The 26,581-nt window shown below is 68.7% G+C and carries 21 protein-coding genes; 15 read left to right on the plus strand and 6 right to left on the minus strand.

All coding sequences use genetic code 11. The features are described 5' to 3' along the window. Positions 1-42: 42 nt before the first annotated feature. The 5 genes from ACO07Z_RS02805 (at position 43) to ACO07Z_RS02825 (ending at position 5,456) form a co-directional block, all read left to right on the plus strand. Complete coding sequence (locus ACO07Z_RS02805) at positions 43-1,053, plus strand: substrate-binding domain-containing protein (RefSeq protein ID WP_421697303.1); 1,011 nt, start codon at positions 43-45, stop codon at positions 1,051-1,053. Between the two features lie 97 nt (positions 1,054-1,150). Beyond that, a complete protein-coding gene (locus ACO07Z_RS02810) occupies positions 1,151-2,743 on the plus strand; it encodes a sugar ABC transporter ATP-binding protein (protein ID WP_421697304.1) in 1,593 nt (530 codons plus the stop codon). Beyond that, a complete protein-coding gene (locus ACO07Z_RS02815) occupies positions 2,740-3,771 on the plus strand; it encodes an ABC transporter permease (protein WP_421697305.1) in 1,032 nt (343 codons plus the stop codon). The genes ACO07Z_RS02810 and ACO07Z_RS02815 overlap by 4 nt, the downstream gene beginning before the upstream one ends. Before the next feature lie 35 nt (positions 3,772-3,806). Beyond that, positions 3,807-4,808: a dihydroxyacetone kinase subunit DhaK gene (locus ACO07Z_RS02820; protein ID WP_421697306.1), complete on the plus strand. Its 1,002-nt coding sequence runs from the start codon at positions 3,807-3,809 to the stop codon at positions 4,806-4,808. 9 nt (positions 4,809-4,817) lie between these two features. Next, positions 4,818-5,456, plus strand: a complete 639-nt coding sequence (locus ACO07Z_RS02825; protein ID WP_421697307.1) for a dihydroxyacetone kinase family protein — start codon at positions 4,818-4,820, stop codon at positions 5,454-5,456. A gap of 22 nt (positions 5,457-5,478) precedes the next feature. Here ACO07Z_RS02825 and purN read toward each other — a convergent pair whose 3' ends face one another. The 4 genes from purN to ACO07Z_RS02845 all read right to left on the minus strand — a co-directional run bounded on the left by purN (position 5,479) and on the right by ACO07Z_RS02845 (position 9,263). Continuing rightward, positions 5,479-6,132: a phosphoribosylglycinamide formyltransferase gene (gene purN, locus ACO07Z_RS02830; RefSeq protein WP_421697308.1), complete on the minus strand. Its 654-nt coding sequence runs from the start codon at positions 6,130-6,132 to the stop codon at positions 5,479-5,481. A gap of 13 nt (positions 6,133-6,145) precedes the next feature. Next, entirely contained in the window at positions 6,146-7,225 is a 1,080-nt protein-coding gene (gene purM, locus ACO07Z_RS02835; protein ID WP_421697309.1) for a phosphoribosylformylglycinamidine cyclo-ligase, read from the minus strand. Between the two features lie 74 nt (positions 7,226-7,299). After that, positions 7,300-8,448, minus strand: a complete 1,149-nt coding sequence (locus ACO07Z_RS02840; protein ID WP_421697310.1) for a benzoate/H(+) symporter BenE family transporter — start codon at positions 8,446-8,448, stop codon at positions 7,300-7,302. 68 nt (positions 8,449-8,516) lie between these two features. Then, positions 8,517-9,263 carry a class I SAM-dependent methyltransferase gene (locus ACO07Z_RS02845; protein WP_421697311.1) on the minus strand — a complete coding sequence of 249 codons (747 nt, stop codon included), beginning with the start codon at positions 9,261-9,263 and terminating at the stop codon, positions 8,517-8,519. Positions 9,264-9,461: 198 nt separating this feature from the next. Here ACO07Z_RS02845 and ACO07Z_RS02850 point away from each other — a divergent pair, with 198 nt between their 5' ends. The 5 genes from ACO07Z_RS02850 to ACO07Z_RS02870 all read left to right on the plus strand — a co-directional run bounded on the left by ACO07Z_RS02850 (position 9,462) and on the right by ACO07Z_RS02870 (position 16,488). After that, positions 9,462-10,589 carry an AI-2E family transporter gene (locus ACO07Z_RS02850; RefSeq protein WP_421697312.1) on the plus strand — a complete coding sequence of 376 codons (1,128 nt, stop codon included), beginning with the start codon at positions 9,462-9,464 and terminating at the stop codon, positions 10,587-10,589. Between the two features lie 2 nt (positions 10,590-10,591). Beyond that, a complete protein-coding gene (locus ACO07Z_RS02855; RefSeq protein ID WP_421697313.1) occupies positions 10,592-11,329 on the plus strand; it encodes a chromosomal replication initiator DnaA in 738 nt (245 codons plus the stop codon). Positions 11,330-11,465: 136 nt separating this feature from the next. Then, positions 11,466-13,637 carry an RNA degradosome polyphosphate kinase gene (locus ACO07Z_RS02860; RefSeq protein WP_421697872.1) on the plus strand — a complete coding sequence of 724 codons (2,172 nt, stop codon included), beginning with the start codon at positions 11,466-11,468 and terminating at the stop codon, positions 13,635-13,637. A 4-nt stretch (positions 13,638-13,641) separates the two neighbouring features. Next, complete coding sequence (locus ACO07Z_RS02865; protein ID WP_421697314.1) at positions 13,642-15,159, plus strand: exopolyphosphatase; 1,518 nt, start codon at positions 13,642-13,644, stop codon at positions 15,157-15,159. An 87-nt stretch (positions 15,160-15,246) separates the two neighbouring features. Beyond that, entirely contained in the window at positions 15,247-16,488 is a 1,242-nt protein-coding gene (locus tag ACO07Z_RS02870; protein ID WP_421697315.1) for a hypothetical protein, read from the plus strand. Between the two features lie 7 nt (positions 16,489-16,495). Here ACO07Z_RS02870 and rnd read toward each other — a convergent pair whose 3' ends face one another. Then, the gene (gene rnd / locus ACO07Z_RS02875; protein WP_421697316.1) at positions 16,496-17,674 is read right to left on the minus strand and encodes a ribonuclease D; all 1,179 of its coding nucleotides are present in this window, start codon (positions 17,672-17,674) and stop codon (positions 16,496-16,498) included. Between the two features lie 138 nt (positions 17,675-17,812). Between rnd and ACO07Z_RS02880 the strand changes: the two genes are divergently transcribed. After that, positions 17,813-18,283, plus strand: coding sequence for a DUF992 domain-containing protein (locus ACO07Z_RS02880; RefSeq protein WP_421697317.1), 471 nt, complete (start codon positions 17,813-17,815; stop codon positions 18,281-18,283). Between the two features lie 140 nt (positions 18,284-18,423). After that, complete coding sequence (gene aspS, locus ACO07Z_RS02885) at positions 18,424-20,196, plus strand: aspartate--tRNA ligase (RefSeq protein WP_421697318.1); 1,773 nt, start codon at positions 18,424-18,426, stop codon at positions 20,194-20,196. A 122-nt stretch (positions 20,197-20,318) separates the two neighbouring features. Here aspS and ACO07Z_RS02890 read toward each other — a convergent pair whose 3' ends face one another. Beyond that, positions 20,319-22,313, minus strand: a complete 1,995-nt coding sequence (locus tag ACO07Z_RS02890) for a hypothetical protein (RefSeq protein ID WP_421697319.1) — start codon at positions 22,311-22,313, stop codon at positions 20,319-20,321. Positions 22,314-22,485: 172 nt separating this feature from the next. Between ACO07Z_RS02890 and ACO07Z_RS02895 the strand changes: the two genes are divergently transcribed. From ACO07Z_RS02895 to ACO07Z_RS02905, 3 genes are all read left to right on the plus strand, one after another. Then, positions 22,486-24,765, plus strand: a complete 2,280-nt coding sequence (locus ACO07Z_RS02895; RefSeq protein ID WP_421697320.1) for an NADP-dependent malic enzyme — start codon at positions 22,486-22,488, stop codon at positions 24,763-24,765. Positions 24,766-24,925: 160 nt separating this feature from the next. Then, positions 24,926-25,246: a glycine zipper domain-containing protein gene (locus ACO07Z_RS02900; protein ID WP_244377197.1), complete on the plus strand. Its 321-nt coding sequence runs from the start codon at positions 24,926-24,928 to the stop codon at positions 25,244-25,246. A gap of 301 nt (positions 25,247-25,547) precedes the next feature. Next, complete coding sequence (locus ACO07Z_RS02905) at positions 25,548-26,429, plus strand: PhzF family phenazine biosynthesis protein (protein WP_421697321.1); 882 nt, start codon at positions 25,548-25,550, stop codon at positions 26,427-26,429. The last annotated feature ends 152 nt before the right edge of the window (positions 26,430-26,581 follow it).

The raw sequence follows: 26,581 nt of genomic DNA on the forward strand, positions 1-26,581 counted from the left end.
TCGAAACTCGACATGAGGGAAGCAACAACAATGGAGGAAACGATGGGAGCTCTTTCCAAGAAGCTGCTGCTGGGCTCGGCCATGGCCGCAGCGCTCGTGGCGGGTTCGGCCGGCGCGCTGATGGCGCAGAACAAGCCGGTGATCGCCACCGTGGTGAAGATCAGCGGCATTCCGTGGTTCGACCGCATGGAAACCGGCGTGAAGCTGTTCCAGAAGGAAAACCCCGACGTGGTCGCCACTCAGTACGGCCCGGCAACGGCGGATGCCGCCCAGCAGCTGCAGATCGTCACCGATCTCGTCGCCAAGGGCGTGAACGGCCTCGCCGTGGTGCCGATGGACCCGTCCGTGCTGGAAGGCACGCTGAAGCGCGCTATGGACCGCGGCATCATCGTCGTCACCCATGAGGCCGATAACCAGAAGAACACCCATGCCGATGTCGAGGCCTTCGACAATGCCGATTACGGCAAGGCGCTGAACGAGCGTCTGGCGCAGTGCATGGGCGGCAAGGGCAAGTGGACCACCTTCGTCGGTTCGCTCGGCAGCCGCACGCATATGCAGTGGGTCGGCGCCGGCGAGGCCAACGCCAAGAGCCACCCGGACATGGTGCTGGTCGACGCGAACAATGAATCGTTCGACGACGCCAACGCCACCTATGAGAAGGCCAAGGAAATCCTGCGCAAGCACCCTGACATCAAGGGCTTCCAGACCTCGGCCGGCAATGACGTGCTCGGCGTCGGCCGCGCCATCGACGAGGCCGGCCTCTCCGGCAAGGTGTGCCTGGTCGGCACCGGCCTGCCGAACCCCTCGGCGGACCTGCTGGAGTCCGGCGCCATCACCGCCATCGGCTTCTGGGATCCGCAGAAGGCCGGCATGGCGATGAACTCGGTCGCCAAGAGCCTGATCGCCGGCAAGAAGATCGAGGACGGCGCCAATCTCGGCGTGCCGGGCTATGAGAAGGTGAAGGTCACCAAGGGGCCGGGCGAAGGCGTGCTGATCATCGGCAACGGCATGGTCCTGGCCGACAAGAACAACTACAAGGAATACCTCTTCTGATCCCCTGACCAACCGGACTTCCGCAGGCGCCGCGCGCGCCTGCGGAGGCTCTCCCACGCGCATCCCGCCGCGCCGCCCATCGACGAAGGGGTCCCCCGTGTCCCACGGTTCAGTGTCACAAGATCCGGTCTCGCGGGACACCGCGCCCCGCGCGTTCCTGGAACTGCGCGGCATCCACAAGCGCTTCGGCGGCGTGCATGCGCTGCGCGGCGTCGGCTTTTCCATCGTGCCGGGCGAGGCCTATCACCTCCTCGGCGAGAATGGCTGCGGCAAGAGCACCGTCATCAAGATCATGTCCGGTGCCCATGCCCCGGATGAGGGCGAGATCGTGCTGGAAGGGCGCAGCTTCCGCGCGCTCAACCCCATCCAGTCGCTCGCCGCCGGCATCGAGACCGTCTACCAGGACCTGTCCCTGCTGCCGAACCTGACCGTGGCGGAGAATGTGGCGCTGAACGAGCAGCTCGTCGCCCATGGCGGCCGGCTCGGGCGGCGGTTCGACCGCGCGCGCCTCACGCGCACAGCCGAGGCGGCGCTTGAGGTGGTGGGCCTGCCGACGGCGCCGGCCTATCTCTCCACCATCGTTTCCGACCTGCCGCTGGCGCAGCGCCAGCTGGTCGCCATCGCCCGCGCCATCGCCACACGGGCGAAGATGGTGATCATGGACGAGCCGACCACCTCGCTCACCCGCCGCGAGGTCGACAATCTCATCGCCGTGGTCGAGCGCCTGCGCTCGGAGAATGTCGCGGTGCTGTTCGTCACCCACAAGCTGGATGAGTGCTACCGCATCGGCGGCCATGCCATCGTGTTCCGCGACGGGCAATGCGTGGGGCAGGGGCCGCTCGCCGATTACAGCAAGCACCAGCTGACCGAGATGATGACCGGCCGCCACATTGACGGCGCCCGCTACCGCACCGGCGCGCCGCTGGCGGAAGAGCTGTTCGCGGCGGAAGGGCTGGCGCTGCCGCCGAGCCTCGGCCGCGTCAGCTTCAGCCTGCGGCGGGGCGAAATCCTCGGCATTACCGGCCTCGCCGATTCCGGCCGCAACGAACTTGCCACCGCCATTGCCGGGGTCACCCCGGCGGCGGAAGGCGCCATTCGCATCGACGGCAAGGTGCAGCGGATCACCCATCCCTCGCAGGCCATCCGCCTCGGCATCGGCTATGTCCCGGAGGACCGGCTGGGCGAGGGGCTGTTCCTCGACAAGTCGATCTTCGAGAACGAGATCGCCCTCGTCGTGCAGGACCTCGCCAATGCGGTGGGCGTCGTCGACCGGGCCAAGGGCCGGGCGCTGGCGGACAAGATCTCCCGGGATATGCGGCTCAACACCGGCAATATCGACCTGCCGGTCGGCGCGCTCTCCGGCGGCAACCAGCAGCGCGTGCTGATCGGCCGCTGGCTCTCCATCCTGCCGAAACTCCTCGTCCTGCACGGCCCGACGGTCGGCGTCGATGTCGGCTCCAAGGACACGATCTACAAGGTGATCCAGCAGCTGGCCGAGGCCGGCATGGGCCTCCTCATCGTCAGCGACGACCTGCCCGAACTGCTGCAGAACTGCGACCGCATCCTCGTGATGAGCAATGGCCGCATCGTCGCGGAGTGCGACGCCGCCAGCGCCACCGAGGAACAGCTCTACCAGGCCATGCTGGCGTCGCGGCCGCAGCCTGCCGCCGCGCCGGAGACGCTTTCATGAGCAGCACGACCCCCACCGATGTCGCGGCACTGCCCGTCGCCCCGCGCCGCCCGCTGCTGGAACTGGTGCGCCGGCGGCCGGAGGTCATCACCTTCGTGCTGCTGGTGGCGATCTGCGTGGCGGTGGCCATCGCCAATCCCGCCTTCCTGCAACCCTCCTCGCTGATCGATATCGGCCGCGCCAGCGTGGTGATGGGCCTGTTCGCGCTCGGCGTGTTCATCATCCTGGCAGCGGGGGGCATCGACGTGTCCTTCACCGCCATCGCCGCCTTCACCATGTATTCGCTCACCCTTCTGGTGAAGAACCACTTCCCCGACGCGCCGATGGCGCTGATTGTGCTGGCGGCGATCCTTGGCGGGGCGGGGCTCGGCGTGGTCAACGGCCTGCTGGTGCATTATCTGCGCGTGCCGTCGCTGATCGTGACCATCGGCACGCAATATCTGTTTCGCGGCATCCTGCTCGCCTTCATCGGCACGGTGTGGATCATGTCGCTGCCGCCGCAGATGGGCGCGTTCGGCCGCATGCCACTGCTGCAGTTCGACGCCGCCGACGGGCGCACCATCACCCTGCCGTTCTATTTCCTCGTGCTGCCCATCGCCGCGCTAATCACTTGGTGGATGCTGAACCGCACGCTGATGGGCCGCGCCATCTTCGCGGTCGGCGGCAATGCCAGCGTGGCGGAGCGGCTCGGCTACAATCTGCGGACCATCCACATCTTCCTGTTCGCCTATGCCGGCGGCCTCGCGGGCCTCGCCGGCATCATCCACACCTGCGCCAACCGGCAGGCCAACCCGTTCGATCTCGTCGGCAGCGAGATCAACGTCATCGCCGCCGTGGTGCTGGGCGGGGCGCGCATCACCGGCGGCACCGGCAGCGTGCTCGGCACGCTGCTGGGCGTGCTGCTGGTGGTGGTGGTGAACAGCGTGCTGGTCATGGTCGGCATTCCCTCCACCTGGCAGCGCGTGGTGGTGGGCGGCTTCATCCTGCTGGCCGCCGCCTTCTTCGTGTTCAGCCAGAAGAAGACCTGAAACAGACGCCAAATACTGAGCTCAAGAGGACCGCTATGAAGAAGTTTCTCAACGATCCCGCGCATTTCGTCGACGAGATGCTGGACGGCATCTACCGGGCTCATCCCCAGGTGACCTATGTGAACGACGACAAGCGCTGCCTCGTCGTCGCCGCGCGCAAGCCGGGCAAGGTGGGCATCGCCACCGGCGGCGGCTCCGGCCATCTGCCGCTGTTCCTCGGCTATGTCGGCGACAACATGCTCGACGGCTGCGCCGTTGGCGGCGTGTTCCAGTCGCCCAGCGCCGACCAGATGCACGAGGTGACCAAGTACATCGATCAGGGCGCCGGCGTGCTCTACATCTATGGCAACTACACCGGCGACATCATCAATTTCGACATGGCCGCCGAGCTGGCGGACATTGACGGCATCACGGTGAAGCAGGTCATCGGCAATGACGATGTCGCCTCCTCCGTCGTCGGCGAGGAGCACAAGCGGCGCGGCGTCGCCGGCATCTTCTTCGTCTACAAGGTGGCGGGCGCGGCGGCGGCCAACATGCTCTCGCTCGACGAGGTGACGCGCCTCGCCGACAAGGCGCGGGCGAATGTGCGCACCATCGGCGTCGCGCTGTCGAGCTGCGTGGTGCCGGAAGTCGGCCACGCCACCTTCTCCGTCGGCGAGGACGAGATGGAGATCGGCATGGGCATCCATGGCGAGCCGGGCATCGGCCGCACCAAGCTGGCCCCGGCCGATGCGGTGGTGGACGAGATGATGCAGCGCATCTTCGCCGAGCTGCCCGCCGGCAGCGGCGACGAGTTCGCGGTGCTGGTCAACGGCCTCGGCGGCACGCCGAAGGAGGAACTCTACATCCTGTTCCGCCGCGTGTCGCAGCTGTTCGAGGAACGCGGCTCCAAGGTGAAGCATGTGTGGATCGGCGAGTTCGCCACGGCGATGGAAATGGCCGGCGCGTCCATTTCGGTGCTGAAGCTCGACGCCGAGCTCGACCCGCTGGTCGCCGCCCCGGTCCACACGCCGTTCTTCTCCCACATCAAGGCCTGAGGTTTCCGCATGGACGCGCTCCGCGCCGACGATCTGATCGGCCTCTTCCAGCGCTGGCGCGACATGTTCGCCGCGCAGCGCGAATTCCTCATCGCGCTCGACGGCAAGGTCGGCGACAGCGATCTCGGCATCACCATGGCGAAGTCCTTCGCCGCCGCCGCCGACACGGTGACGGCGGAAGGGGCGGCGGCGGGGCTCACCAAGCTGCTGCGTTCCGCCGGCGCGATCATGGCCAAGACCGCGCCGTCCACCATGGGCACGCTCACCGCCACCGGTTTCCTGCGCGGCGCCAAGGCGCTGGAGGGGGCGGAGGCGATCGGCACGCCTGAGGCGGCCGCGTTCTGGCGCGCCTTCGCTACCGGCATCGCCGAACGCGGCAAGGCCAAGCTCGGCGACAAGACCATTCTCGACGTGCTGGACCCGGTGGCCGGCGCGCTGGAACAGGCGGCGGCCTCCGGCCTCGCTTTGGCGCCGGCGCTGAAGCAAGCCGCCGATGCCGCCGACGCGGCGCTGGAGCGCACCAAGACCATGGTGGCGCAGCACGGCAAGGCGGCGGCGTTTCAGGAAAAGACCGTGGGGCTGCAGGATGCCGGCGCCACGGTCGGCGTGCTGCTGGTCGGCACGATGAGCGATTTCGTGGCGGGATAGGCTAAAGCTCCCGGCCGGTCTGTCAGCCGACCGGGGGCACCACCAGAGCCGGCGGAGCGAGCACGAACTCGTCCAGCACCACGCGCCCACTTTCCAGCCGGGCGCGGCCATCGGCGACCATGCGCAGCGCGGCGGGATAGATCACATGCTCCTGCGCCAGCACCCGGGCGCCGAGCGTCTCCGGCGTATCGGCGTCCAGCACCGGCACGGCGGCCTGCATGAGGATGGGGCCGACATCCATTTCCGGCGTGACGAAATGCACCGTGCAGCCATGGATGCGCACGCCCTCGGCCAGCGCCCGCTCATGGGTGTGCAGGCCCTTGAAGCTCGGCAGCAGCGCGGGATGGATGTTGATCATCCGCCCGGCCCATTTCTCCACGAAGGGCGCGGTGAGCAGCCGCATGAAGCCGGCGAGGCAGACGAGGTCCGCCTGTTCCTCCACCAGCACCGCGTCGAGCGCGGCGTCGAAGGCGGCGCGGTCGGCATGCGCCTTGTGATCGACGGTGCGGGTGGGGATGTTGCAGGCCTGCGCGCGGGCGAGGCCGTGCGCCTCCGGGCGGTTGGAGATCACCACCGCGATCTCCGCCGGGAAGTCCGGCGCCGCCGCCGCCTCGATCAGCGACATCATGTTGGAGCCGCGCCCGGAGATGAGGACGGCCACGCGGGGTTTGGTCATGGCGTCGCCCGGCTCAGAGCGGCGCGTCGAGGGCGAGCGTGCCGTCATAGACGGTGTGGGCCGCGCCTTCGCCCGGCTCGATGGCGCCGAGATGCACCACCTGCTCGCCGGCATTGGCGAAGGCGTCCGCCACCGTCTCCGCGTCTTCCGGCGCGCAGACCACCACCATGCCGATGCCGCAGTTGAAGGCGCGCAGCATCTCCTCCGGCGCCACCTTGCCGATTTGCGCCAGCCAGCGGAACACGGGCGGCACGGGCAGGCCGTCGAGGTCGATACGCCCGACCGTATTCTTCGGCAGCACGCGCGGCAGGTTCTCGGTGAGGCCGCCGCCGGTGATATGGGCGAGCGCCTTGACCTTGCGGGTGGAGCGGATGGCGGCCAGCGCCGCTTTCACATAGAGCCGCGTCGGGGTGAGCAGCGCTTCGCCCAGCGCCTGCGCGGGAGCGAAGGGGGCGGGCGCTTCCCAGGCGAGGCCCGAGACCTCGACGATGCGGCGCACCAGCGAATAGCCGTTGGAATGCACGCCGGAGGAGGCGAGGCCGAGCAGCACGTCGCCGGGGCGGACATTCGGCGAGGGGAGCAATTCGCCGCGTTCCACCGCGCCGACGGAGAAGCCGGCGAGGTCGTAATCACCTTCCGCATACATGCCCGGCATTTCCGCCGTCTCGCCGCCGATCAGCGCGCAGCCCGATTCCTGGCAGCCCCGGGCGATGCCGGCGACGATGGTGGCGCCCACTTCCGGGGCCAGCTTGCCGGTGGCGAAATAGTCGAGGAAGAACAGCGGCTCGGCGCCCTGCACCACGAGATCGTTGACGCACATGGCGACGAGATCGATGCCGATGGTCTCGTGCCGGCCGGTCTCGATGGCGATCTTCAGCTTGGTGCCGACGCCGTCGGTGGTGGCGACGATGAGCGGGTCCTTGAAGCCGGCGGCCTTGGGATCGAACACGCCGCCGAAGCCGCCAATATCCGCATCCGCGCCCGGCCGGCGGGTCGCCTTGACCAGCGGCTTGATGAGATCGACCAGCCGGTTGCCGGCGTCGATGTCGACGCCCGCATCGCGATAGCTGAGTCCCTTGTCCGTACCGGTCATCGCATGCCCTCTAGGAATGGTGGCGGATTAGCCGCTTCTGCCGCGGCGGGCAAGCTCGCGCGCGGTTTTCCCGCTCACGCCCGCCGTCCGGCATGGTCGATGCCGAGCGCGATGAGGCCGGCGGCCAGCCCCCAGAAGGCGGAGCCGAGCCCGAACAGCGACAGGCCGGAGGCGGTGACGGCCAGCGTCAGAACGGCGGGGAAGCGCTTGGCCGCGTCGCCCATGGAGGCGGATAGCGCATTGACCAGCGGGCCGAGCAAGGCGAGCCCGGCGAAGGTCGCCACCAGTTCGCGCGGCAGCGCGGCGATCAGCGCCACCGCCCCGGCGCCGCAGGCGGCCAGCACGATATAGGTCAGCGCATAGAACGGCGTCGCCAGCCAGCGCTTGTTTGGGTCGGGGTGGGTGTCCGGCCCGGTGCAGATGGAGGCGGTGATGGCGGCGAGGTTGCTGGTGAGCGAGCCGATGGGCGCGGTGATCAGCGAGGCGAGGGCGGTGGAGGCGAGGATGGAGGGCGCTGGCGGCTTGTAGCCCGCCGCCTGCAGCACCGCGAAGCCCGGCAGGTTCTGCGACGCCATGGTGACGATGTAGAGCGGGATGCCGACGCCGATCAGCGCTTGCAGGTCGAAGTGCGGCACGATCAGCTCGACGCTCGGCCACGGCACGCCGTCCGGCAGTGGGCCGACGCGGCCGAGAATGAAGGCCAGCGCAATGCCCAGAACCAGCACCGCCAGCACCGCGCCGAAGGGCGAGATGCGCCGCGCCACCAGGAACAGCAGCACCAGCGGCAGCACCAGCAGCGGGTCGGCCTGCCCGGCGGTGAACACGCCGGTGCAGAAGCGGAACAGCACGCCCGCCAGCATCGCGGCGGCGATCGCCACCGGCAGGCGCTGCACCAGCGCGCCCAGCGGCTTCACCGCGGCGGTGACGAGAATGAGCACGCCGGCAACGAGGAAGGCACCCACCGCCGGCTCGATGGTGAGGCCGTGCGAGGCGGCGATCAGCGCCGCGCCGGGCGTGGTCCAGGCGGTGATGATCGGCATGCGGTGACGCCAGCCGAGCCAGGCGGAGGTGAACGCCATGGATAGGCACAGGCCGATGACACCGGACGTGATCTGCCCCGGCGTCGCCCCCAGCGCCTGCGCCGCCGCAACGATGAGGGTGAGCGTGCCGCCGAAGCCGACGAGCGCGGCGACGATGCCTGAGGTGACGAGCGAGGAACGCATGGGACCATCCGAACGCTGCGCCGGGCCGGCGCGACGCTGCCTTTTGGCATGCGCGGCCGGCGCCGTCATCAGGGCGCGGATGCCGGCGAAAGCTGCCCTAACGGAATGAACTCCGGGGTGTGCGGACCCGCAGCGGCGCCGTTCCAGTCGCCGAGCCAGCGCTCCACCGCCAGCCCGGCCTCGGCAACAAGCTGTTCCAGCGCGGCGCGCGGCGTGAAGCGGATGCGGCTCTGCGCGGAGAGGGTGCGCCCGTCGGCGAGGCGGTACCAGGTGCCATAGGTGACGATGCCGGTTGCCTCGTCGCAGCTGGCGCTGTTCCACGCCTCCACCCTGCCATGGGCGGGATGATCGACCCAGCGGCCCGAATTGTGCGGCTGCCATTCCTCCCATTCGCGCGATGCCGGGTTGCGGGCATCGAACACGAAGCGCCCGCCCGGCGCCAGATGCGCGGCGATGGTGGCGAGCGCGGCGCGCTGGTCGTCATCGGTGAGGAACACCTGAAAAGCGTGCCCGGTCAGCATCACCAGATCGAAGCGCCGGCCGAGGCGCAGCGTGCGGGCGTCCGCCTCGATCCATTCGGCGCCTTCCGCCCCCGGGCGGGAACGGGCCACGTCCAGCATCGCGCCCGCCGGATCGACGCCGACGCGCACCGGGTTGGAGAGCCCCGCCAGCAGCGCCCCGGTGCCGCAGCCGAGATCGAGCACCGATCCCACCCCGGCGGCGAGGGCGGCGCAGAAGGCGTGATCGGCGCCGCCGTCATTCTCGGCGTCGTAGAAGGCGACCAGCGACGGATCAGTATAGAGCGGATCTTCCATCCTGCGCCTCCTCTAGCGAACCCGCCTTGTGCCATGGCGGAACGCGCAGGGCCATGCCGGCGTTGGAGCCGTGCTGTGAATGGCGGGGGCAGCGATGGCCCTCGCGCCGCTTGTGCATCGCACGCGCGTCGTTTTTCTGTATGTATATGGGCGAAGCACCGCCGCGTGGCGCGGGTCGGGCGAGAGGCGGTTTGACGTATGGCGTGGCACAAGCAGGTGACGTTCTGGCTGACCATGCTCGGCCTGTTCATCGCGGCCGCCTGGCTGCTGTCCAGCGTGCTCCTGCCCTTCGTCGCCGGCCTCGCTCTGGCCTATTTCCTCAACCCGGTGACGACCTGGCTGCAACGGCGCGGCGTGAACCGTCTGGTGGCCTCGCTGGCGACGATCACCCTCACCCTGCTGCTCGGCATATTGCTCATGCTGCTGGTGCTGCCGATCTTCGGCTCGCAGCTGGCGGCGTTCATCCAGCGCCTGCCGGAATATATCGGCAAGCTGCAGAACCTTCTGACCGGCGAGGGCGAGAGCGCGGCGTGGCTGCGCGATTTCGTCGGCGACCGGCTGCCCAGCATCCAGTCCGGGGTGAACGAACTGGTGTCGCAGGGCGCCGCCTATATGCTGACCCTGATCCAGGGGCTGTGGACCGGCGGGCAGGCGCTGATCTCGGTGTTCTCGCTGCTGGTCATCACCCCGGTCGTGGCGTTCTACATTCTCAATGACTGGTACAGCATGGTCCACAAGGTGGATTCATGGCTGCCGGTGCGCCACCGCGCCACCATTCGCGACATTGCCCGGCAGATGGACGGCGCCATTGCCGGCTTCGTGCGCGGCCAGTCGCTGGTGTGCCTGATCCTCGGCAGCTTCTACGCCATCAGCCTGACCATGACCGGGCTGAATTTCGGCTTCGTCATCGGCTTCGTCTCGGGGATCATCACCTTCATCCCCTATGTCGGCTCGCTGACCGGGCTGGTGCTCGCCGGCGGCGTTGCCATCGTGCAGTTCTTCCCGGACTATTCGATGATCGCCATCGTCATCGGCATCTTCGTGTTCGGCCAGTTCGTCGAGGGCTACATCCTCTCGCCCAAGCTGGTGGGCGACAGTGTCGGGCTGCACCCGGTGTGGCTGATGTTCGCCCTGCTGGCCTTCGGCTATCTGCTCGGCTTCCTCGGCCTGCTGCTCGCGGTGCCGCTGGCGGCGGCGGTGGGCGTGCTGGTGCGCTTCGCCATCAACCAGTATCTGGAAAGCCCGCTCTATACCGGGGAGGGCGAGGACGAACGGCTCGGCGCCCCCGCGCCCGTTCCCTATCTCCCCGACAGCCGGGTGCGCTGAGCATGGGCAGCCGCCAGCTCGCGCTCGACCTGCCGCATGCCGACAGCCGGTCGCGCGACGATTTCCTGCCCGGCCTCGCCAATGAGGCGGCGCTGGCGCTGATCGATTCCTGGCCGGACTGGCCGGCCCGCTCGGTGGCGCTGGTCGGGCCGGCGGGGTCGGGCAAGTCGCATCTCGCCGCTATCTTCGCCGAAGCCTCCGGCGCGCCGATCCTGCCCGCATCCGCGCTCGACATCGCCGCAGTGCCCGGCCTTCTCGCCGGCGGCGCGCTGGTGCTGGAGGACCTCGGCAGCGGGCTGGTGCCGGAGGCGGCGCTGTTCCATCTGCTCAATCTGGTGGGCGAGCAGAAGGCGAACCTGCTCATCACCTCCGCGCGGCTGCCCTCGGCGCTGTCGGAGGGCCTTTCCACTGCCGACCTCGCCTCGCGGCTGCGGGCGCTGCCGGTGGTGCGGCTAGGCGCGCCGGACGAGGAATTGCTGGCGGCGGTGGCGGTGAAGTTGTTCGCCGACCGGCAGATCCTGCCGGACGAGGCGCTGCTCGCCTATCTGCTGCCGCGCGTCGAACGTTCCATCGCCGGGCTGCGCGACGTGGTGGCCGAACTCGACCGCGAGGCGCTGGCGCGCAAGCGCCCGCTGACCCGTGCGCTGGTCGCCACCCTGCTGCGCGAGCGGGCCGGCGCCGCGGGCGAGGCCGGGCCGGACGAGCGCGACATCCCTTCCACCGACTTGACCACGGGTTAATACCGACATGTCATCCAGCCGTCACGAAGCCCGGCGACCTTCGCGCCGGCCGAAGCGGGCCCCCCGCAAAGAGGATGGAGTGCCGACGGTGAGCGAGACGGAAACGCCGGTGGAACAGCTTGTCGAACTGACCGAAATGGCCATCCAGCCGACGGTGCCCCCGCGCCCGCTGGAGGACGAGCTGATGAAGTCGCCCGAGCGCTTCATCAACCGCGAACTGTCCTGGCTGGAGTTCAACCGCCGGGTGCTGGAAGAGGCGGCCAACACCGAGCACCCGATGCTCGAACAGCTGCGCTTCCTCTCCATCTCGGCCAACAATCTCGATGAATTCTTCATGGTCCGCGTCGCCGGCCTGAAGGAGCAGGTGCGCGAGGGCTACACGGTGCGCAGCCCGGACGGGCTGAACCCGGTGGAGCAGCTCGCCCGCATCGGCACGGCGGCGGCGGAACTCGCCGAGGACCAGCAGGCCCGCTGGCGCGACCTGCGCCAATCGCTGATCGGCTGCGGCATCGTGCTGGTGGACGGCGCCGATGTGGAGAAGGCCGACCGGGCGGTGCTGGACGACTTCTTCCTCGCACATGTGTTCCCGGTGCTTACCCCGCTCGCCATCGACCCCGCGCATCCCTTCCCGTTCATTCCCAATCTCGGCTTCTCGCTGGCCCTGCAGCTCGCGCGCATCCATGACGGGCGGGCGATGAACGCGCTCATCCGCGTGCCGGCCAAGATCGACCGCTTCATCCGCCTGCCGGACGGCGAGGGCGGGGTGCAGCGCTTCATCACCCTCGAACAGATGATCGGCCTGTTCATCGGCCGCCTGTTCCCAGGCTATCAGGTGAAGGGGCAAGGCGGTTTCCGCGTCATCCGCGACAGCGATCTCGAAGTCGAGGAAGAGGCCGAGGACCTGATGCGCCAGTTCGAGACGGCGCTGAAGCGCCGCCGGCTGGGGCAGGTGATCCGGCTGGAGGTCGACGCCTCCATGCCCGAGGAACTGCGCGTCTTCGTCGCCCGCGAACTCGGCGTGGCCGGGGACGAGGTGTTCCTGGTCGACGGCGTGCTGGCGCTGAACGAGTTCAGCCAGCTGGTTGGCATCGACCGGCCGGACCTGAAGTTCAAGCCGTATAACCCGCGCTTCCCCGAGCGCATCCGCGACCACGCCGGCGACTGCTTCGCCGCGATCCGCGAGAAGGACCTGGTGGTCCATCACCCCTATGAGTCGTTCGACGTGGTGGTGCAGTTCCTGCGCCAGGCGGCGCGCGACCCGAACGTCGTCGCCATCAAGCAGACGCTGTACCGCACCTCTTCCGACAGCCCGATCGTCAAGGCGCTGGCCGAGGCGGCGGAGGCCGGCAAGTCGGTAACCGCGCTGGTGGAGCTGAAGGCGCGCTTCGACGAGGAAGCCAACATCCGCTGGGCGCGCGATCTGGAGCGGGCCGGCGTGCAGGTGGTGTTCGGCTTCCTGGAACTGAAGACCCACGCCAAGCTCTCGCTGGTGGTGCGCCGCGAGGGCGGCGCGCTGGCGAGCTACTGCCATGTCGGCACCGGCAACTACCACCCGATCACCGCCCGCATCTACACCGACCTGTCCTTCTTCACCGCCGACCCGGCGATCGGGCGCGACGTGGCGCGCATCTTCAACTTCATCACCGGCTATGCCGAGCCGGTGGAGCTGGAAGCGCTGGCCATCGCGCCGCTGACGCTGAAGAAGCGCATCCTCGACCATATCCATGGCGAGGTGGAATTCGCCAAGGCCGGCAAGCCGGCGGCGATCTGGCTGAAGATGAACTCGCTGGTCGACCCGATGATCATCGACGCGCTCTACCGCGCCAGCCAGGCGGGGGTGCCGATCGACATCGTGGTGCGCGGCATCTGCTGCCTGCGCCCGGGCGTGCCGGGCCTGTCGGAGAATATCCGCGTCAAGTCCATCGTCGGCCGCTTCCTGGAGCATGAGCGCATCTATTGCTTCGGCAATGGCCACGGCCTGCCCCACGCCGATTCCGCCGTCTACATCTCCTCGGCCGACCTGATGCCGCGCAATCTCGACCGCCGGGTCGAATCGCTGTGCCCGATCACCAACCCGACGGTGCACATGCAGATCCTCGACCAGATCATGGTCGCCAATCTGCAAGACAACCAGCAGAGCTGGCGGGTGTTGCCCGATGGCTCGTCGCAGCGCATAGTTCCCGGCGAGGGCGAGGAAAAATTCAACGCCCAGCAATATTTCATGACCAATCCGAGCCTGTCGGGACGTGGTAAGTCGCTCAAGGAATCCTCGCCCCGAAACCTCCTGCGCCGTCGCGAGCGGACGTGAGCGCATGACCGAAGCCTTGCGTGATGCCGGACACGGCCTGTTGTCCGGCATGTCGATCGCCGTCATCGATATCGGCTCCAACTCGGTCCGCCTCGTCGTTTATGAGCGCCTGTCGCGCTCGCCGACGCCGATCTTCAACGAGAAGGCCTCGTGCGGGCTCGGCCGGGAGGTGCTGACCACCGGCCGGCTGAACCCGGACGCGGTGGAGAAGGCGCTCGCCGCCCTGCGCCGCTTCCGGGTGCTGTGCGACCGCATGGGGGTGGGCACGCTCTATGTGCTCGCCACCGCGGCGGCGCGCGATGCCTCCAACGGGCCGGACTTCGTCAATGCCTGCCGTGACATCTGCCGCACCGAGGTGGAGGTGCTCTCCGGCAAGCGCGAGGCGCAGCTTTCCGCGCTCGGCATTCTCTCCGGCGTGCATCATGCCAATGGCGTGGTCGGCGATCTCGGCGGCGGCTCGCTGGAACTGGCCGACCTGCACGGCCAGCGCATCGGCTCCGGCGTCACCTTCCCGCTCGGCGGCCTCGCCTTGCAGGACACGTCCGGCCGTTCGCTGAAAAAGGCCGACAAGATCGCCAAGGACCTGCTGGCCAAGGACCCGCATCTCGAACATCTGAAGGGCCGCACCTTCTACGCCGTGGGCGGCACCTGGCGCGCGCTGGCGCGGCTGCACATGTTCCAGCGCGGCTATCCCCTACATGTGATGCACGGCTACATCATCCCGGCGCGCGAGGCGCTGGAATTCTGCCGGCTGGTGCGGCAGGTGCCGATCGACACGCTCTCGCGCATCGACACCGTGTCCGATGTGCGCCGGCCGCTGCTGCCCTATGGCGCGCTGGTGCTGGAACATGTGATCCGCATCGGCAAGCCGGCCAATGTCTTCATCTCGGCGCAGGGCGTGCGCGAGGGTCTGCTCTATGAGCTGCTCAGCGAGGAAGACCGCAACCTCGACCCGCTGATCTCCGCCGCCGCCGAGCTGAACGAGGTTCGCGCCCGCTCCCCCGCCCATGGCTGGGAACTCATCGACTGGACCGACCAGTTCATGAAATCCAGCCATATCGACGAAAGCGTGGAGGAGAGGCGGCTGCGCCACGCCGCCTGCTTGCTCTCGGACATCAGCTGGCGGGCGCATCCCGATTATCGCGGCGAGCAGAGCCTGAACCTCATCGCCCACGCCTCCTTCATCGGCGTCGACCATCCCGGCCGCGCCTTCCTGGCGCTCGCCATCTATTACCGCCATGTCGGGCTGGTGGACGAAGACCTGTCGCCGCGCATCCGCGAGCTGGTCTCGGCGCGGCTGCTGGACCGGGCGCGCATTCTCGGCGCGGCGATGCGGGTCGGCTATATCCTCTCCGCCGCCATGCCGGGCACGCTGCCGCTGACACCGCTCACCGTGGAGCGCGGCAAGCTCTCGCTGCAGCTGCGTGGCGAACTCGCCCCGCTCAGCGGCGACCGCATCGCCAGCCGCCTGCGCACGCTCGGCCGGCTGATCGGGCGCGACTCGGTGGTGATCGCCGGCTAGCTCCGACGGTGGCGGGGTCTGGATTTGTCGACCCGGGACCGGTAGAAGCCCGCCGGATGCGCAATCTGCGCCGGCGGGGGCCGTTCCGTGCTTTCTTCTCCTGACCACGCCACGGTTCGGCCGGCCGGCGGGCGCCCGCCCGCGCGGGTGCTGCTGGTTGCCCTGGAGGCGCGGCACATTTCCAGCTGCCGGCTGCCGGCCGCCTTCGCGGCGGCGGGGGCCGAACTGGCGGCGCTGGCGGCGCCGGACAGCCTGATGTTCCGCTCCCGCCATGTCACCACGCGCTTTCCGCTTGAGGCGACGCTGAACGCTCGCCGCCTGCGGTCGCGGCTGGAGCGCGCCGTCGCCGCCTTCGCGCCTGATCTTCTCGTGCCGTGCGACGAGCGCACGCTGTGGCTGCTGGATCATCTCAGCGCCCAGGCCGGCCGCCCCGGGTGGGCGCCGCTTTCGCCGGCGCTGGCGGCTTGCCTTGTCCGTTCGCTCGGCCGGCTCGACACGCTGCCCGACCGCATCCTCAAGCCGCTGACCCAGCGCCTCGCGCGGGAGATCGGCGTGCGGGCGCCGGAGGACATTCCGGCGGCGACGCTGGAGGAGGCGAGGGCGGCGGCGCAGAGGCTCGGCTATCCCGTCGTCGTCAAGCGGCCGCGCAGCTGCGGCGGCAGCGGCGTCGCCATCTGCCGCACGCCGGACGAACTCGACGCCATCGGCGCGCGCTGGATGCGGCGGAAATCACGCTGGCCCCGCCTCAAGGCGCGGTTGCTGGCGCGCGACTGGATCGCCCCGCCGAGCGAGGTGAGCGTGCAGCCTTATATTGAGGGGCGGCTGGCGGTGAGCTGCGCGGCGGCGAGCGCGGGGCGCACGCTCGGCGTGCTGACCGCCGTGGCGGAGCGGCGAACGCGCGACATCCTGCCCGCCGACGTGCTGCGCTATGTCGCCCGGCCCGATCTCGTCGCCGCCTCGGCGGCGCTGGTGGCGGCGTTCGGCGCCTCGGGCTTCGTCTCGTTCGATTTCCTCATCGATGCCGAGGACCGCGCGTGGATGCTCGAATGCAATGCGAGGCCGACGCCCGTGCTGCCGTTCGGTGCCCGCGCCGGGCTCGATCTGGCGGCGCTGCTGCTCGCCCAACTCCGCGCCCCATCGGACGGGGAGGCGGCGTCGCCGCGCACCGTGGGCGAGGAGACGCGCGTGGCGCTGTTCCCGCAGGCGGTGATGCAAGGCCCGCCCGATGCCGAGCTACGGGCGGTCTGGCATTCCGTGCCCTGGGACGAGCCGGAACTCTTGCGCGCGCTGCTGGTGGAGCTGCGGCTCGCCCGGCAAGGCGAGGCGTGAGCCGGGCTCAGTCCGCCGCGCCCGCCTTTTCCAGTGCCGTCCGCTCGATGGCGATGACACGCCCGCGCTGCATGGCGAGCGCCAGCCGGCCGGATTTCAGCGCCATGGCGCGATCGCCGAACAATTCGCCCCGCCAGCCGCGCAGCGCGCCGACATCGGGCTCGTCCTCGGAGGCGATGCGCTCAAGATCATCCACCGTGGCGATGACCTTGGCGGCGACGCCGTGCTGCTCCGAGGTCATGCGCAGCAGGACCTTCAGCAGCTCCACCGTCGCCGAGGCGCCGTTGGACAGCGGGCGGTCGCGCTCGATGCGGGGCAGGGTCTTGGGGTCGCGGGCAAGGCCGGCCTTCACCGCCTCGACGATCATCTCGCCGGCGCGGGAGCGCTCGAAGCCTTTGGGGATGGCGCGCAGCTGGCCCAGCTTCTCGATGGTGGTCGGGTGCTGGGAGGCAATCTCGCCGATCACGTCATCCTTCAGAATGCGCGAGCGCGGCGTGTCGCGCGACTGCGCCTCGCGCTCGCGCCAGGCCGCGACCTCCATCAGCACGGCGAGGTCCTTCGGCTTGCGGGCGCGCGAGCGCAGCCGCTCCCAGGCGCGTTCGGGCTCCTGCCGGTAGGTCTCGGGCGAGGTGAGCACCGCCATCTCTTCGCCCACCCAGTCGGCGCGGCCGCGCTTCTTCAGGTCGGCGTCAAGCTTGAGGAACACATCGCGCAGATGGGTGACATCGGCCTCGGCATAGGCGACCTGCGCCGCCGAGAGCGGGCGGCGCGACCAGTCGGTGAAGCGCAGCGACTTGTCGAGCACTTCGCCGGTGAGGCGCTGCACCAATTGGTCATAGGAGATGGAATCGCCATGGCCGAGCACCATGGCCGCGACCTGGGTGTCGAAGACCGGGGTCGGGATGATGCCGGCGAGGTGCCAGACGATTTCGATGTCCTGCCGGCCGGCGTGGAACACCTTGAGCACGTCCGGATTCGACATCAGCGCGAAGAACGGCGCGAGGTCGAGCCCCTCGGCCAGCGCGTCGACCACCAGCGCCTCGTCCACGCTGGCCAGCTGCACGACGCAGAGCTTGGGCCAGAAGGTGGTTTCGCGCAGGAATTCCGTGTCGATGGTGATGAACGGATGGCGGGCGAGGCGTTCGCAGGCCGCGGCGAGGTCGTCGGTGGTTGTGATCATGTTCATGTCGATTTTTACATATCGGACTCGCGGCGCCGTTTCGACCCCGAAATCATGCCGTAATCTACGCCGACGATGATCGACGGCCGGCGACGAGTCGCCAAGCCTTTACGGCGGCATTGCCGCCATCTCCGGGGGATATCCATGAAGAAGACCGTCTTCGCTCTCGCCACCGCCGCTCTGGCGCTTTCCTTTGTGCCGGCCTCCGCCGCCGAGCGGGTGAATGCGGGCGTGCTGGTGTGCAATGCCGGCGCCAGCATCGGCATGCTGATCGAATCCAAGCAGGAACTGACCTGCACCTTCACGCCGGCCGACAACAGCCCCGAGCAGCGCTACGCCGGCACCATCAAGAATATCGGCCTCGAACTCGGCGTCACCGGCGGCGGCGTGCTCACCTGGGGCGTGCTGGCGCTGACCAAGTCGGTCGCGCCCGGCGCGCTGGCCGGCCCCTATGGCGGCGTGACCGGCGATGTGGCGCTGGGTGTCGGCGTCGGCGCCAATGTGCTGGTCGGTTCCGACCGGTCGATCGCGCTCAACCCGGTGTCGGTGGAAGGCAATGTCGGCGCCTCGCTGGCGCTGGGCGTCGGCGGGCTGAACCTGCGCTACGTGCCCTGAGGGCCGGCCGCCCTCCCTTGCGGGCGGCCGTCTCGTCTTGACAAATCCAAGCCTCGCAGGCACCCCTCCGCGCGCCCCGCGTGAGGGGTGTTCTGCTATGTTCCGCCTTCTTGCGGCGGCACCAACTCCGGGAAGACGCCATGCACCGCTATCGCTCGCACACCTGTGGCGCCCTTCGCGCCGGCGATGTCGGCACCACCGCGCGGCTGTCCGGCTGGTGCCACCGCATCCGCGACCATGGCGGCGTGCTGTTCATCGACCTGCGCGACCATTACGGCCTGACCCAGGTGGTGGTCGACCCCGACAGCCCGGCGTTCAAGCTGGCCGAGACGGTGCGGGCGGAATGGGTGATCCGGGTCGATGGCCGGGTGCGCCTGCGCCCCGCCGGCACCGAGAACCCGGAACTGCCGACCGGCCAGGTGGAAATGTACGCCACCGAGATCGAGGTGCTCGGCCCCGCCGCCGAGCTGCCGCTCCCGGTCTTCGGCGATGTCGAGTACCCCGAGGAGACGCGGCTGCGCTACCGCTTCCTCGACCTGCGCCGCGAGAAGCTGCACAAGAACATCATGACCCGCGGCGCCATCGTCGACGCCATGCGCGCGAAGATGAAGGCGCAGGGTTTCTTCGAATTCCAGACGCCGATCCTCACCGCCTCCTCGCCGGAAGGGGCGCGCGACTTCCTCGTGCCCTCGCGTCTGCACCCCGGCAAGTTCTACGCCCTGCCGCAGGCGCCGCAGCAGTACAAGCAGCTGATCATGATGAGCGGCTTCGACCGCTATTTCCAGATCGCCCCCTGCTTCCGCGACGAGGACCCGCGCGCCGACCGCCTGCCGGGCGAGTTCTACCAACTCGACCTGGAGATGAGCTTCGTCGAGCAGGAAGACATCTTCGCCGCCGTCGAGCCCGTTATCACCGGCGTGTTCGAGCAGTTCGCCGACGGCAAGCCGGTGACCAAGAACTGGCCGCGCATTCCCTATGCGGTGTCGATGCAGAAATACGGCACCGACAAGCCGGACCTGCGCAACCCCATCGAAATGCAGGACGTGTCCGAGCATTTCCGCGGTTCCGGCTTCAAGGTCTTCGCGCGAATGCTGGAAGACCCGAAGAACCGCGTGTGGGCGATCCCCGGCACCGGCGGCGGCTCGCGCGCCTTTTGCGACCGCATGAACTCGTGGGCGCAGGGCGAGGGCCAGCCGGGCCTCGGCTACATCATGTGGCGCGAGGGCGGGGAGGGCGCCGGCCCGCTCGCCAACAATATCGGCCCGGAGCGCACGGAAGCCATCCGCGCCCAGCTCGGCCTCAAGGAGGGCGATGCCGCCTTCTTCGTCGCCGGCAATCCGGAGAAGTTCGTGAAGTTCGCCGGCGCCGCCCGCACCAAGGTGGGCGAGGAGCTGAAGCTGGTCGACCATGACCGCTTCGAGCTGGCCTGGATCGTCGACTTCCCGTTCTATGAGTGGTCGGAAGAGGACAAGAAGGTCGACTTCTCGCACAACCCCTTCTCCATGCCGCAGGGCGGGCTTGAGGCGCTGAACAACCAGGACCCGCTGACCATCAAGGCGTTCCAGTACGACATCGCCTGCAATGGCTACGAGATCGCGTCCGGCGGCATCCGCAACCACCGCCCCGAGGCGATGGTGAAGGCGTTCGAGATCGCCGGCTATGACGAGGCGACGGTGCAGGAGCGCTTCGGCGGGCTCTACCGCGCCTTCCAGTATGGCGCGCCCCCGCATGGCGGCATGGCGGCGGGTGTCGACCGCATCGTGATGCTGCTGTGCGGCACCACCAACCTGCGCGAGATTTCCATCTTCCCGATGAACCAGCAGGCGCAGGACATCCTCATGGGCGCGCCCAATGAGGCGAGCCCGAAGCAGCTGCGCGAACTGCACATCCGCACCAACCTGCCGGAGAAGTGAGGCCCGGGCGGCCCCCATGCGCACCCTCATGGCCGGGCTTGACCCGGCCACCCAGAGGGGGTGGGGCTGGATCCCCGGGTCAAGCCCGGGGATGAGGGAGGATCAGGGTTGCGGCGCCGCGTTCAGGGCGCGGCGGGGGTGGTGACGTTGAGTTCGTCCACCAGCGACAGCGGGTCCTCGCTGTTCAGCGCCTCGACGATCAGCAGCATGGGCAGCGGCGGGTTGCGCGGAGTGACGCGCAGCGACAGCGTCCCCATCGGCTTCTGCACGAAGCGGATGAAGGCATCCACCGCCGGCCCGAGTTCCGGTCGATCCGTCACCGCCTGGCCGAGCAGCAAATCGGCGAAGCCGGCGAAGAGCTGGCGGATTTCCTCCGGCTTCAGCCCCTGTTCCTTCGCCGCCTCCTCCAGCTTCTGATCGTAGAGGCCGGCATCGGTCAGCGTCAGGTCGAGCGCGTCGAGATTGACCTCGCCCGCCCCCGCCAGCGCCTCGTCCGGCTCGGTGGAGAACACGGAATCGTCGACGCCGCTGAGGCGGAGCCGGAGGTTCAGCGAGAAGGCGTCGGAGACTTCGACATAGGCCGGCTCCACCACCACCGTATTGGCGGCCTCGTCCCAGGCGGCGCCGAAATCGACGGCGAGGCTCGCCCGGTTCAGCTGCCCCGGCACCAGCGCGAAGGCGGACTTGCCGCTGTTGACCAGCGCGGTCGGCCCGCTCATGCGCAGCGTGGCGGAGATGCGGGTCGGCAGCGCGTCCGGCTCGGCGGTCCAGGTGAGGGCGAAGCGGTCGATGTCGAGCGGCGAGCCTTCCTCGGTGGGGGCCTGCAGCTTGTCGATGGAAAGCGATTCGAGCGTGTTGAAGAACGGGGCCGGCCAGCGGCCGACCTGCGCCGGATGCTCGGCGGTGTCCGCCAGCAGCGTCATCAGCGTGCCGGCCCGCAGGCCGCCAAGGGCGAAGCGCCCCATCTTGAAGCTCTCGCCCGCCGGTCCGGTGCCGGCGAGCGTGTCCAGCGTCAGGCTGTCGATCCGCCCGCCTTCCACGGCGCCCAGAGTGAACGCCCCTAGGCTGAAGGCAATCCCGCCCGGGGCGGTGAAGTCGAGTGTGTCGACCGACACGCCGCCAATGCGGATGCCCTCGTCGTAAATGCTGGCGATCAGCCGGAACAGTTCGGCGGCTTCCTCCGGAGGGGCTTCGCGGCCGGCGGCGGCGAGCTTTTCCAGCTGCCCGCGCATGGCGAGGATCTGCTCGACCGGAATAGCGGAGGGACGGATCGCCACCTCCTTCATCGTGATGTTCTTGATACGCTGCGAGATGCCGCCTTCGAGCGTCAGCTCATAGTCGGCCATGGCAATGGAATCATGCACGGTGATGAACGCATCGCTGGCCTCGCGCAGTTCCGAATCCAAGAGGATCAGAACCGCCGCCACGTCGAACCCGGTGATCTCGACCTGTCCGACCGAGCCCTTGCCGTTGCCACCGGTGGGGCCGCTGAGGGTGAAGCGCGAGGGTTCGGCGGTCACGCGGGCGAAGCGGCCCTTGGCGAGCGCGTCGAGGCGGATCGCGCCGTTGGTCTCCTCGCTGACGATCCGCGTGTCGCCGGTGCCGCTGCTGCCGGTGTTGGTGGAGACCGGGATATCGACGCGCTCGGCCGTGACCTGGCGCAGGAAGCTGAGCGCGATCTGCGGCGGGGTGCCGTCCACCGGCGCGCGCATCGGGAATTCCAGCCCGGTAATCTCGGCGCGCGGGGCGCGGTACTCCGACGTATCGGTGCCGCCGAGGCCGAGCGGCGGGCTCAGCGCCACATCGGTAGGCGCGACATTGCGCGCGAACACCCGCTCATTGCCGCGCTGCTCGACGCCGTGGGCGACCAGCGTGCCGATCTTCAGCGCGCCCTGTCCGGGACCGGCGAGGGAGAGGCCGTGCATCTCGAAGCGGCCGGCGAACAGGTCGTAGCGCACATCCTCGACGCTCGCCGTCGCGCCGCCGGCCCGCAGCGTGCCGAGGGCCGAATCGACCTCGCTGCGCGCCACGTGGTTGACGTAGAGCCCGATGCCGAAATAGCCGCCAATTCCGAGGATGAGGAGGGCGACGAGAGCGATGAGTAACGGCTTGCGCATGCGAGGCTGACCTGGGGGCGGAGCGGGGACGGACGGGATTCGCCGCAGCGTGCCGGCGGCGGATTCACCTTAAACCAACCGTCCAAAGTACAGCACCAGAAAATCGGAAAGCCGTTGTGCGGCGGAACAGAATGCCTATGCTCCCCCGCCACGCTCCGGGGAAGGAAAAACGATGGCCTCTTACATCTCCGACGATCTGCGCTCTGGCGCGCTGTTCTATCACCGCAATCCGCGACCCGGTAAGCTTGAGATCCAGGCCACCAAGCCGCTGGCGAACCAGCGCGACCTCGCTTTGGCCTATACGCCCGGCGTCGCCGCCGTGTGCGAGGCGATCGCCGCAGACCGGGAGCTGGTGGCGGAACTGACGGCCCGGCAGAACCTCGTCGCCGTGGTGTCCAACGGCACCGCCGTGCTCGGCCTCGGCAATATCGGCCCGGAAGCCTCCAAGCCTGTCATGGAAGGCAAGGCGGTCCTGTTCAAGAAATTCGCCGGCATCGACGTGTTCGATATCGAGATCAACGCGCTCGAACCCGACCATGTGGTGAGCGTGGTGGCGGCGCTGGAGCCGACCTTCGGCGGCATCAACCTTGAGGACATCAAGGCGCCGGAATGCTTCGAGATCGAGACGCGCCTGCGCGAGAAGATGGCGATCCCGGTCTTCCATGACGACCAGCACGGCACCGCCATCATCGTGGTGGCGGCCATCGTCAATGCGCTGCACATCGGCGGCAAGAAGCTGGAAGATGTGAAGATCGTCACCTCGGGCGCCGGCGCCGCCGCCATCGCGACGCTGAACCTGCTGCGCTCCATGGGCGCCCGGCGCGAGAACATCTGGGTCACCGACATCGAGGGCGTGGTCTATGAGGGCCGCGAAAAGCTGATGGACCCCTATAAGGGGGTGTTCGCGCAGAAGACCGACAAGCGCACGCTGGCCGAGGTGATCGAGGGCGCCGACATCTTCATTGGCCTCTCTGCCGGCGGCGTGCTCAAGCCGGAAATGCTGAAGGCCATGGCCGACCGCCCGCTGATCATGGCGCTGGCCAACCCGACGCCGGAGATCATGCCCGATCTCGCCCGCGACGCGCGCCCCGACGCGATGATCTGCACCGGCCGCTCGGACTTCCCCAACCAGGTCAACAATGTCCTGTGCTTCCCCTTCATCTTCCGCGGCGCGCTCGATGCGGGGGCGACGACGATCAATGAGGAGATGAAGGTGGCGGCGGTCAACGCCATCGCCGAGCTGGCGCGCGAGACGCCCTCCGACGTGGTCGCCCGCGCCTATGGTGGCGAGACCCCGGTGTTCGGCCCCACCTCGCTCATTCCCTCGCCCTTCGACCCGCGCCTCATCCTGCGCATCGCGCCGGCGGTGGCCAAGGCGGCGATGGAGAGCGGCGTCGCCAAGCGGCCGATCGCCGATTTCGACGCCTATCAGGAACAACTCGACCGCTTCGTCTTCCGGTCCGGCCTGGTGATGAAGCCGATCTTCGCTCTCGCCAAGCAGGCACCCAAGCGGGTGATCTACGCCGAGGGCGAGGATGAGCGCATTCTGCGCGCGGCGCAGGTGGTGGTGGAGGAGGGCATCGCCCGCCCGATCCTGATTGGCCGTCCCTCTGTCGTGGAAACCCGGCTGCAGCGCTTCGGCCTGTCGATCCGCCCCGGGCGGGAATTCGACCTCATCAACCCCGAGGACGATCCGCGCTACCGCGACTATGTCACTACCTATGTCGAGCTGGCCGGCCGGCGCGGGGTGACGCCCGAACTCGCCCGCACGCTGGTGCGCACCACGCCCACCGTGATTGCCGCCCTCGCTCTGGTGCGCGGCGATGCCGACACCATGCTGTGCGGCGTCGAAGGCCGGTTCATCCGCCATCTGCGCCATATCCGCACCATTATCGGCCTGGCGCCGGGGGTGCGTGACGTGGCGGCGCTGTCCATGCTGCTGACGCAGAAGGGCGCGTTCTTCCTGTGCGACACCCAGGTGCAGACCGACCCGACAGCCGAGGACCTCGCCGAGATGGCGCAGCTCGCCGCCGCCCATGTGCGGCGCTTCGGCATCGAGCCGAAAGTGGCGCTGCTTTCGCATTCCGACTTCGGCAGCCGCGACGATGAGAGCGCGAAGAAGATGCGCCGCACGCTCGACCTCGTGCTGCAGCGCGCCCCCGATCTCATGGTCGAGGGCGAGATGGAAGGCGACAGCGCGCTGGTGCCGGAAATGCGCGAGCGCGTGCTGCCGGGCTCGCGGCTGCAGGGCGTGGCCAATATCCTGGTCATGCCCAATCTCGACGCGGCCAATATCGGCTACCAGATGGTGAAGGTGTTCGGCGACGCGCTGCCTGTCGGCCCGATCCTGCTCGGGCCGGCCAAGCCCGCCCACATCCTCACCCCCTCGGTCACCGCGCGCGGCATCGTCAACATGACCGCCATCGCCGTGGTCGAGGCGCAGCACGGCTGAGCCGGAAGCGACGGGGCGCGGCGCGCGGCGCGCTTCGTTCCGCTGCGGCTTCATGATACCCTTACGCTGGGACCGGTCGTGGCAGGAAACTGCCGCGAGTCGCCGGCCCCGGTCTCAGCGGGGCCCGGCAGGCGCGCCCGCGCCAGCGGAGGGTTTCATCATGCGTCTTGGTTATTCCTGTGCGGTCGCGGCGCTGGCCGGCGGTCTTCTCGCCGTCGCCCCCGGCATGGCGCGGGCCAATGACACCGCCGCCGGAGCGCTGATCGGCGGCGCGGCCGGGGCCATCATCGGCGGTGCGGCCACCGGCAAGGCCGGCGGTGCCGTGGCCGGCGCGGTGATCGGTGGCGCTACCGGCGCGATCATCGGCAACCAGAGCGACAAGAACAAGAAGAAGTCCTATTACTACTGGTCGAACGGCAAGTGCCTGTACCACTACCCCAATGGGCAGGTGGTGAAGGTTAGCAAGAATTACTGCTACTGAGCGCCCTGCGATCCGGCGGACGTGCCGGTTCGACCGGAAACGGCGCGCCATCCAGCGGCCGCCGCCATTTCCTGTCGCGACAGCCGGTCGGCTTTCACTGACGGCGGGGCACCGTCTCGCCCCCGGCATCGGGCGCGGGCGGAAGGAGCCTCGCGACCATGCTGGAGCGTTTTCGAGCGAAGTGGATACCGTTTCGCGTGAAGAAAACGCGACAAAACAAAGAACTAGATCATTTCACTGTTTCCGTGAACGGTGAAATGATCTGGCCAGGGCGACCGCGACGCTGCGGCGGGAGACTCTTGTGCGGTTGCGCTTTCACACGGTCGACGTGTTCACCCAGACCCGCTTCGGCGGCAATCCGCTCGCGCTCGTGCTGGATGCGGATGATCTGACGACCGCGCAGATGCAGGCGATCGCGCGGGAGTTCAATTATTCCGAGAGCAGCTTCGTGCTCCGCCCGTCCGATCCGGCCCATACCGCCCGGGTGCGGATCTTCACCCCCACGGTGGAAGTGCCGTTTGCCGGGCATCCCAATGTCGGCACGGCGTTCGTCCTGGCGAGCGCCGGCGTTGCCGGCATGGGCGAGACGTTCACCTTCGAGGAAGCCGCCGGCCTGGTGCGGGGGCACATCCGGCGCGAGGGCGACCGTATCGCGCAGATATGGCTGAGCGCCCCGCAGCCGCTGCGCCTCGGCCGGGCCTTGCCGGCGGACGCCATCGCCCAATGCCTGTCGCTGAGCCCGGCGGATATCAGCGGCGACCGGCATCCGCCCCGTGTCGCCTCGGTGGGCCTCGCCTTCGTCGTGGTCGAGATCGCCAGCCGCACCGCCCTATCGCGCGCCAAGGCGAACCTGCCCGCCTTCGCCGCGCTCCTGCCCTGCGACGGGGCGGATGCCATCTACCTCTATTGCCGGGAACGGAGCGCGGCGGACGGCGCCGTCGACGTCACCGCACGCATGTTCGCCCCCTTCGACAATCTGCCGGAAGACCCCGCGACCGGCAGCGCGACGGCGGCGGCGTGCGCCTGGTTTGCCGTGCTCGAAGGCGGGGTGCCGCGTCGGTTCGAGGTCGCGCAGGGTGTCGATATGGGCCGCCCGAGCCGGATCGCCATCGAGGTGACGCCGGATGCCGTGCTGATCGGCGGCGCCTGCGTGCCGGTCATGTCCGGCGAACTCGCGGTCTGACGGCGCGCGCCATTCCGGCATCGCCGGACGAGCATCCGGCGGTATGAGGCTGACGTAACGTAATTTTCTCGCCCTCTGGTTGCTTTATGGCTCGAATATGGCGACTTATGCCGTGGAAATGACATATTCTTGCCCAAGCTACCCTCAGCCCG

The organism is Ancylobacter sp., from assembly GCF_965229075.1.
GTDB lineage: Bacteria > Pseudomonadota > Alphaproteobacteria > Rhizobiales > Xanthobacteraceae > Ancylobacter.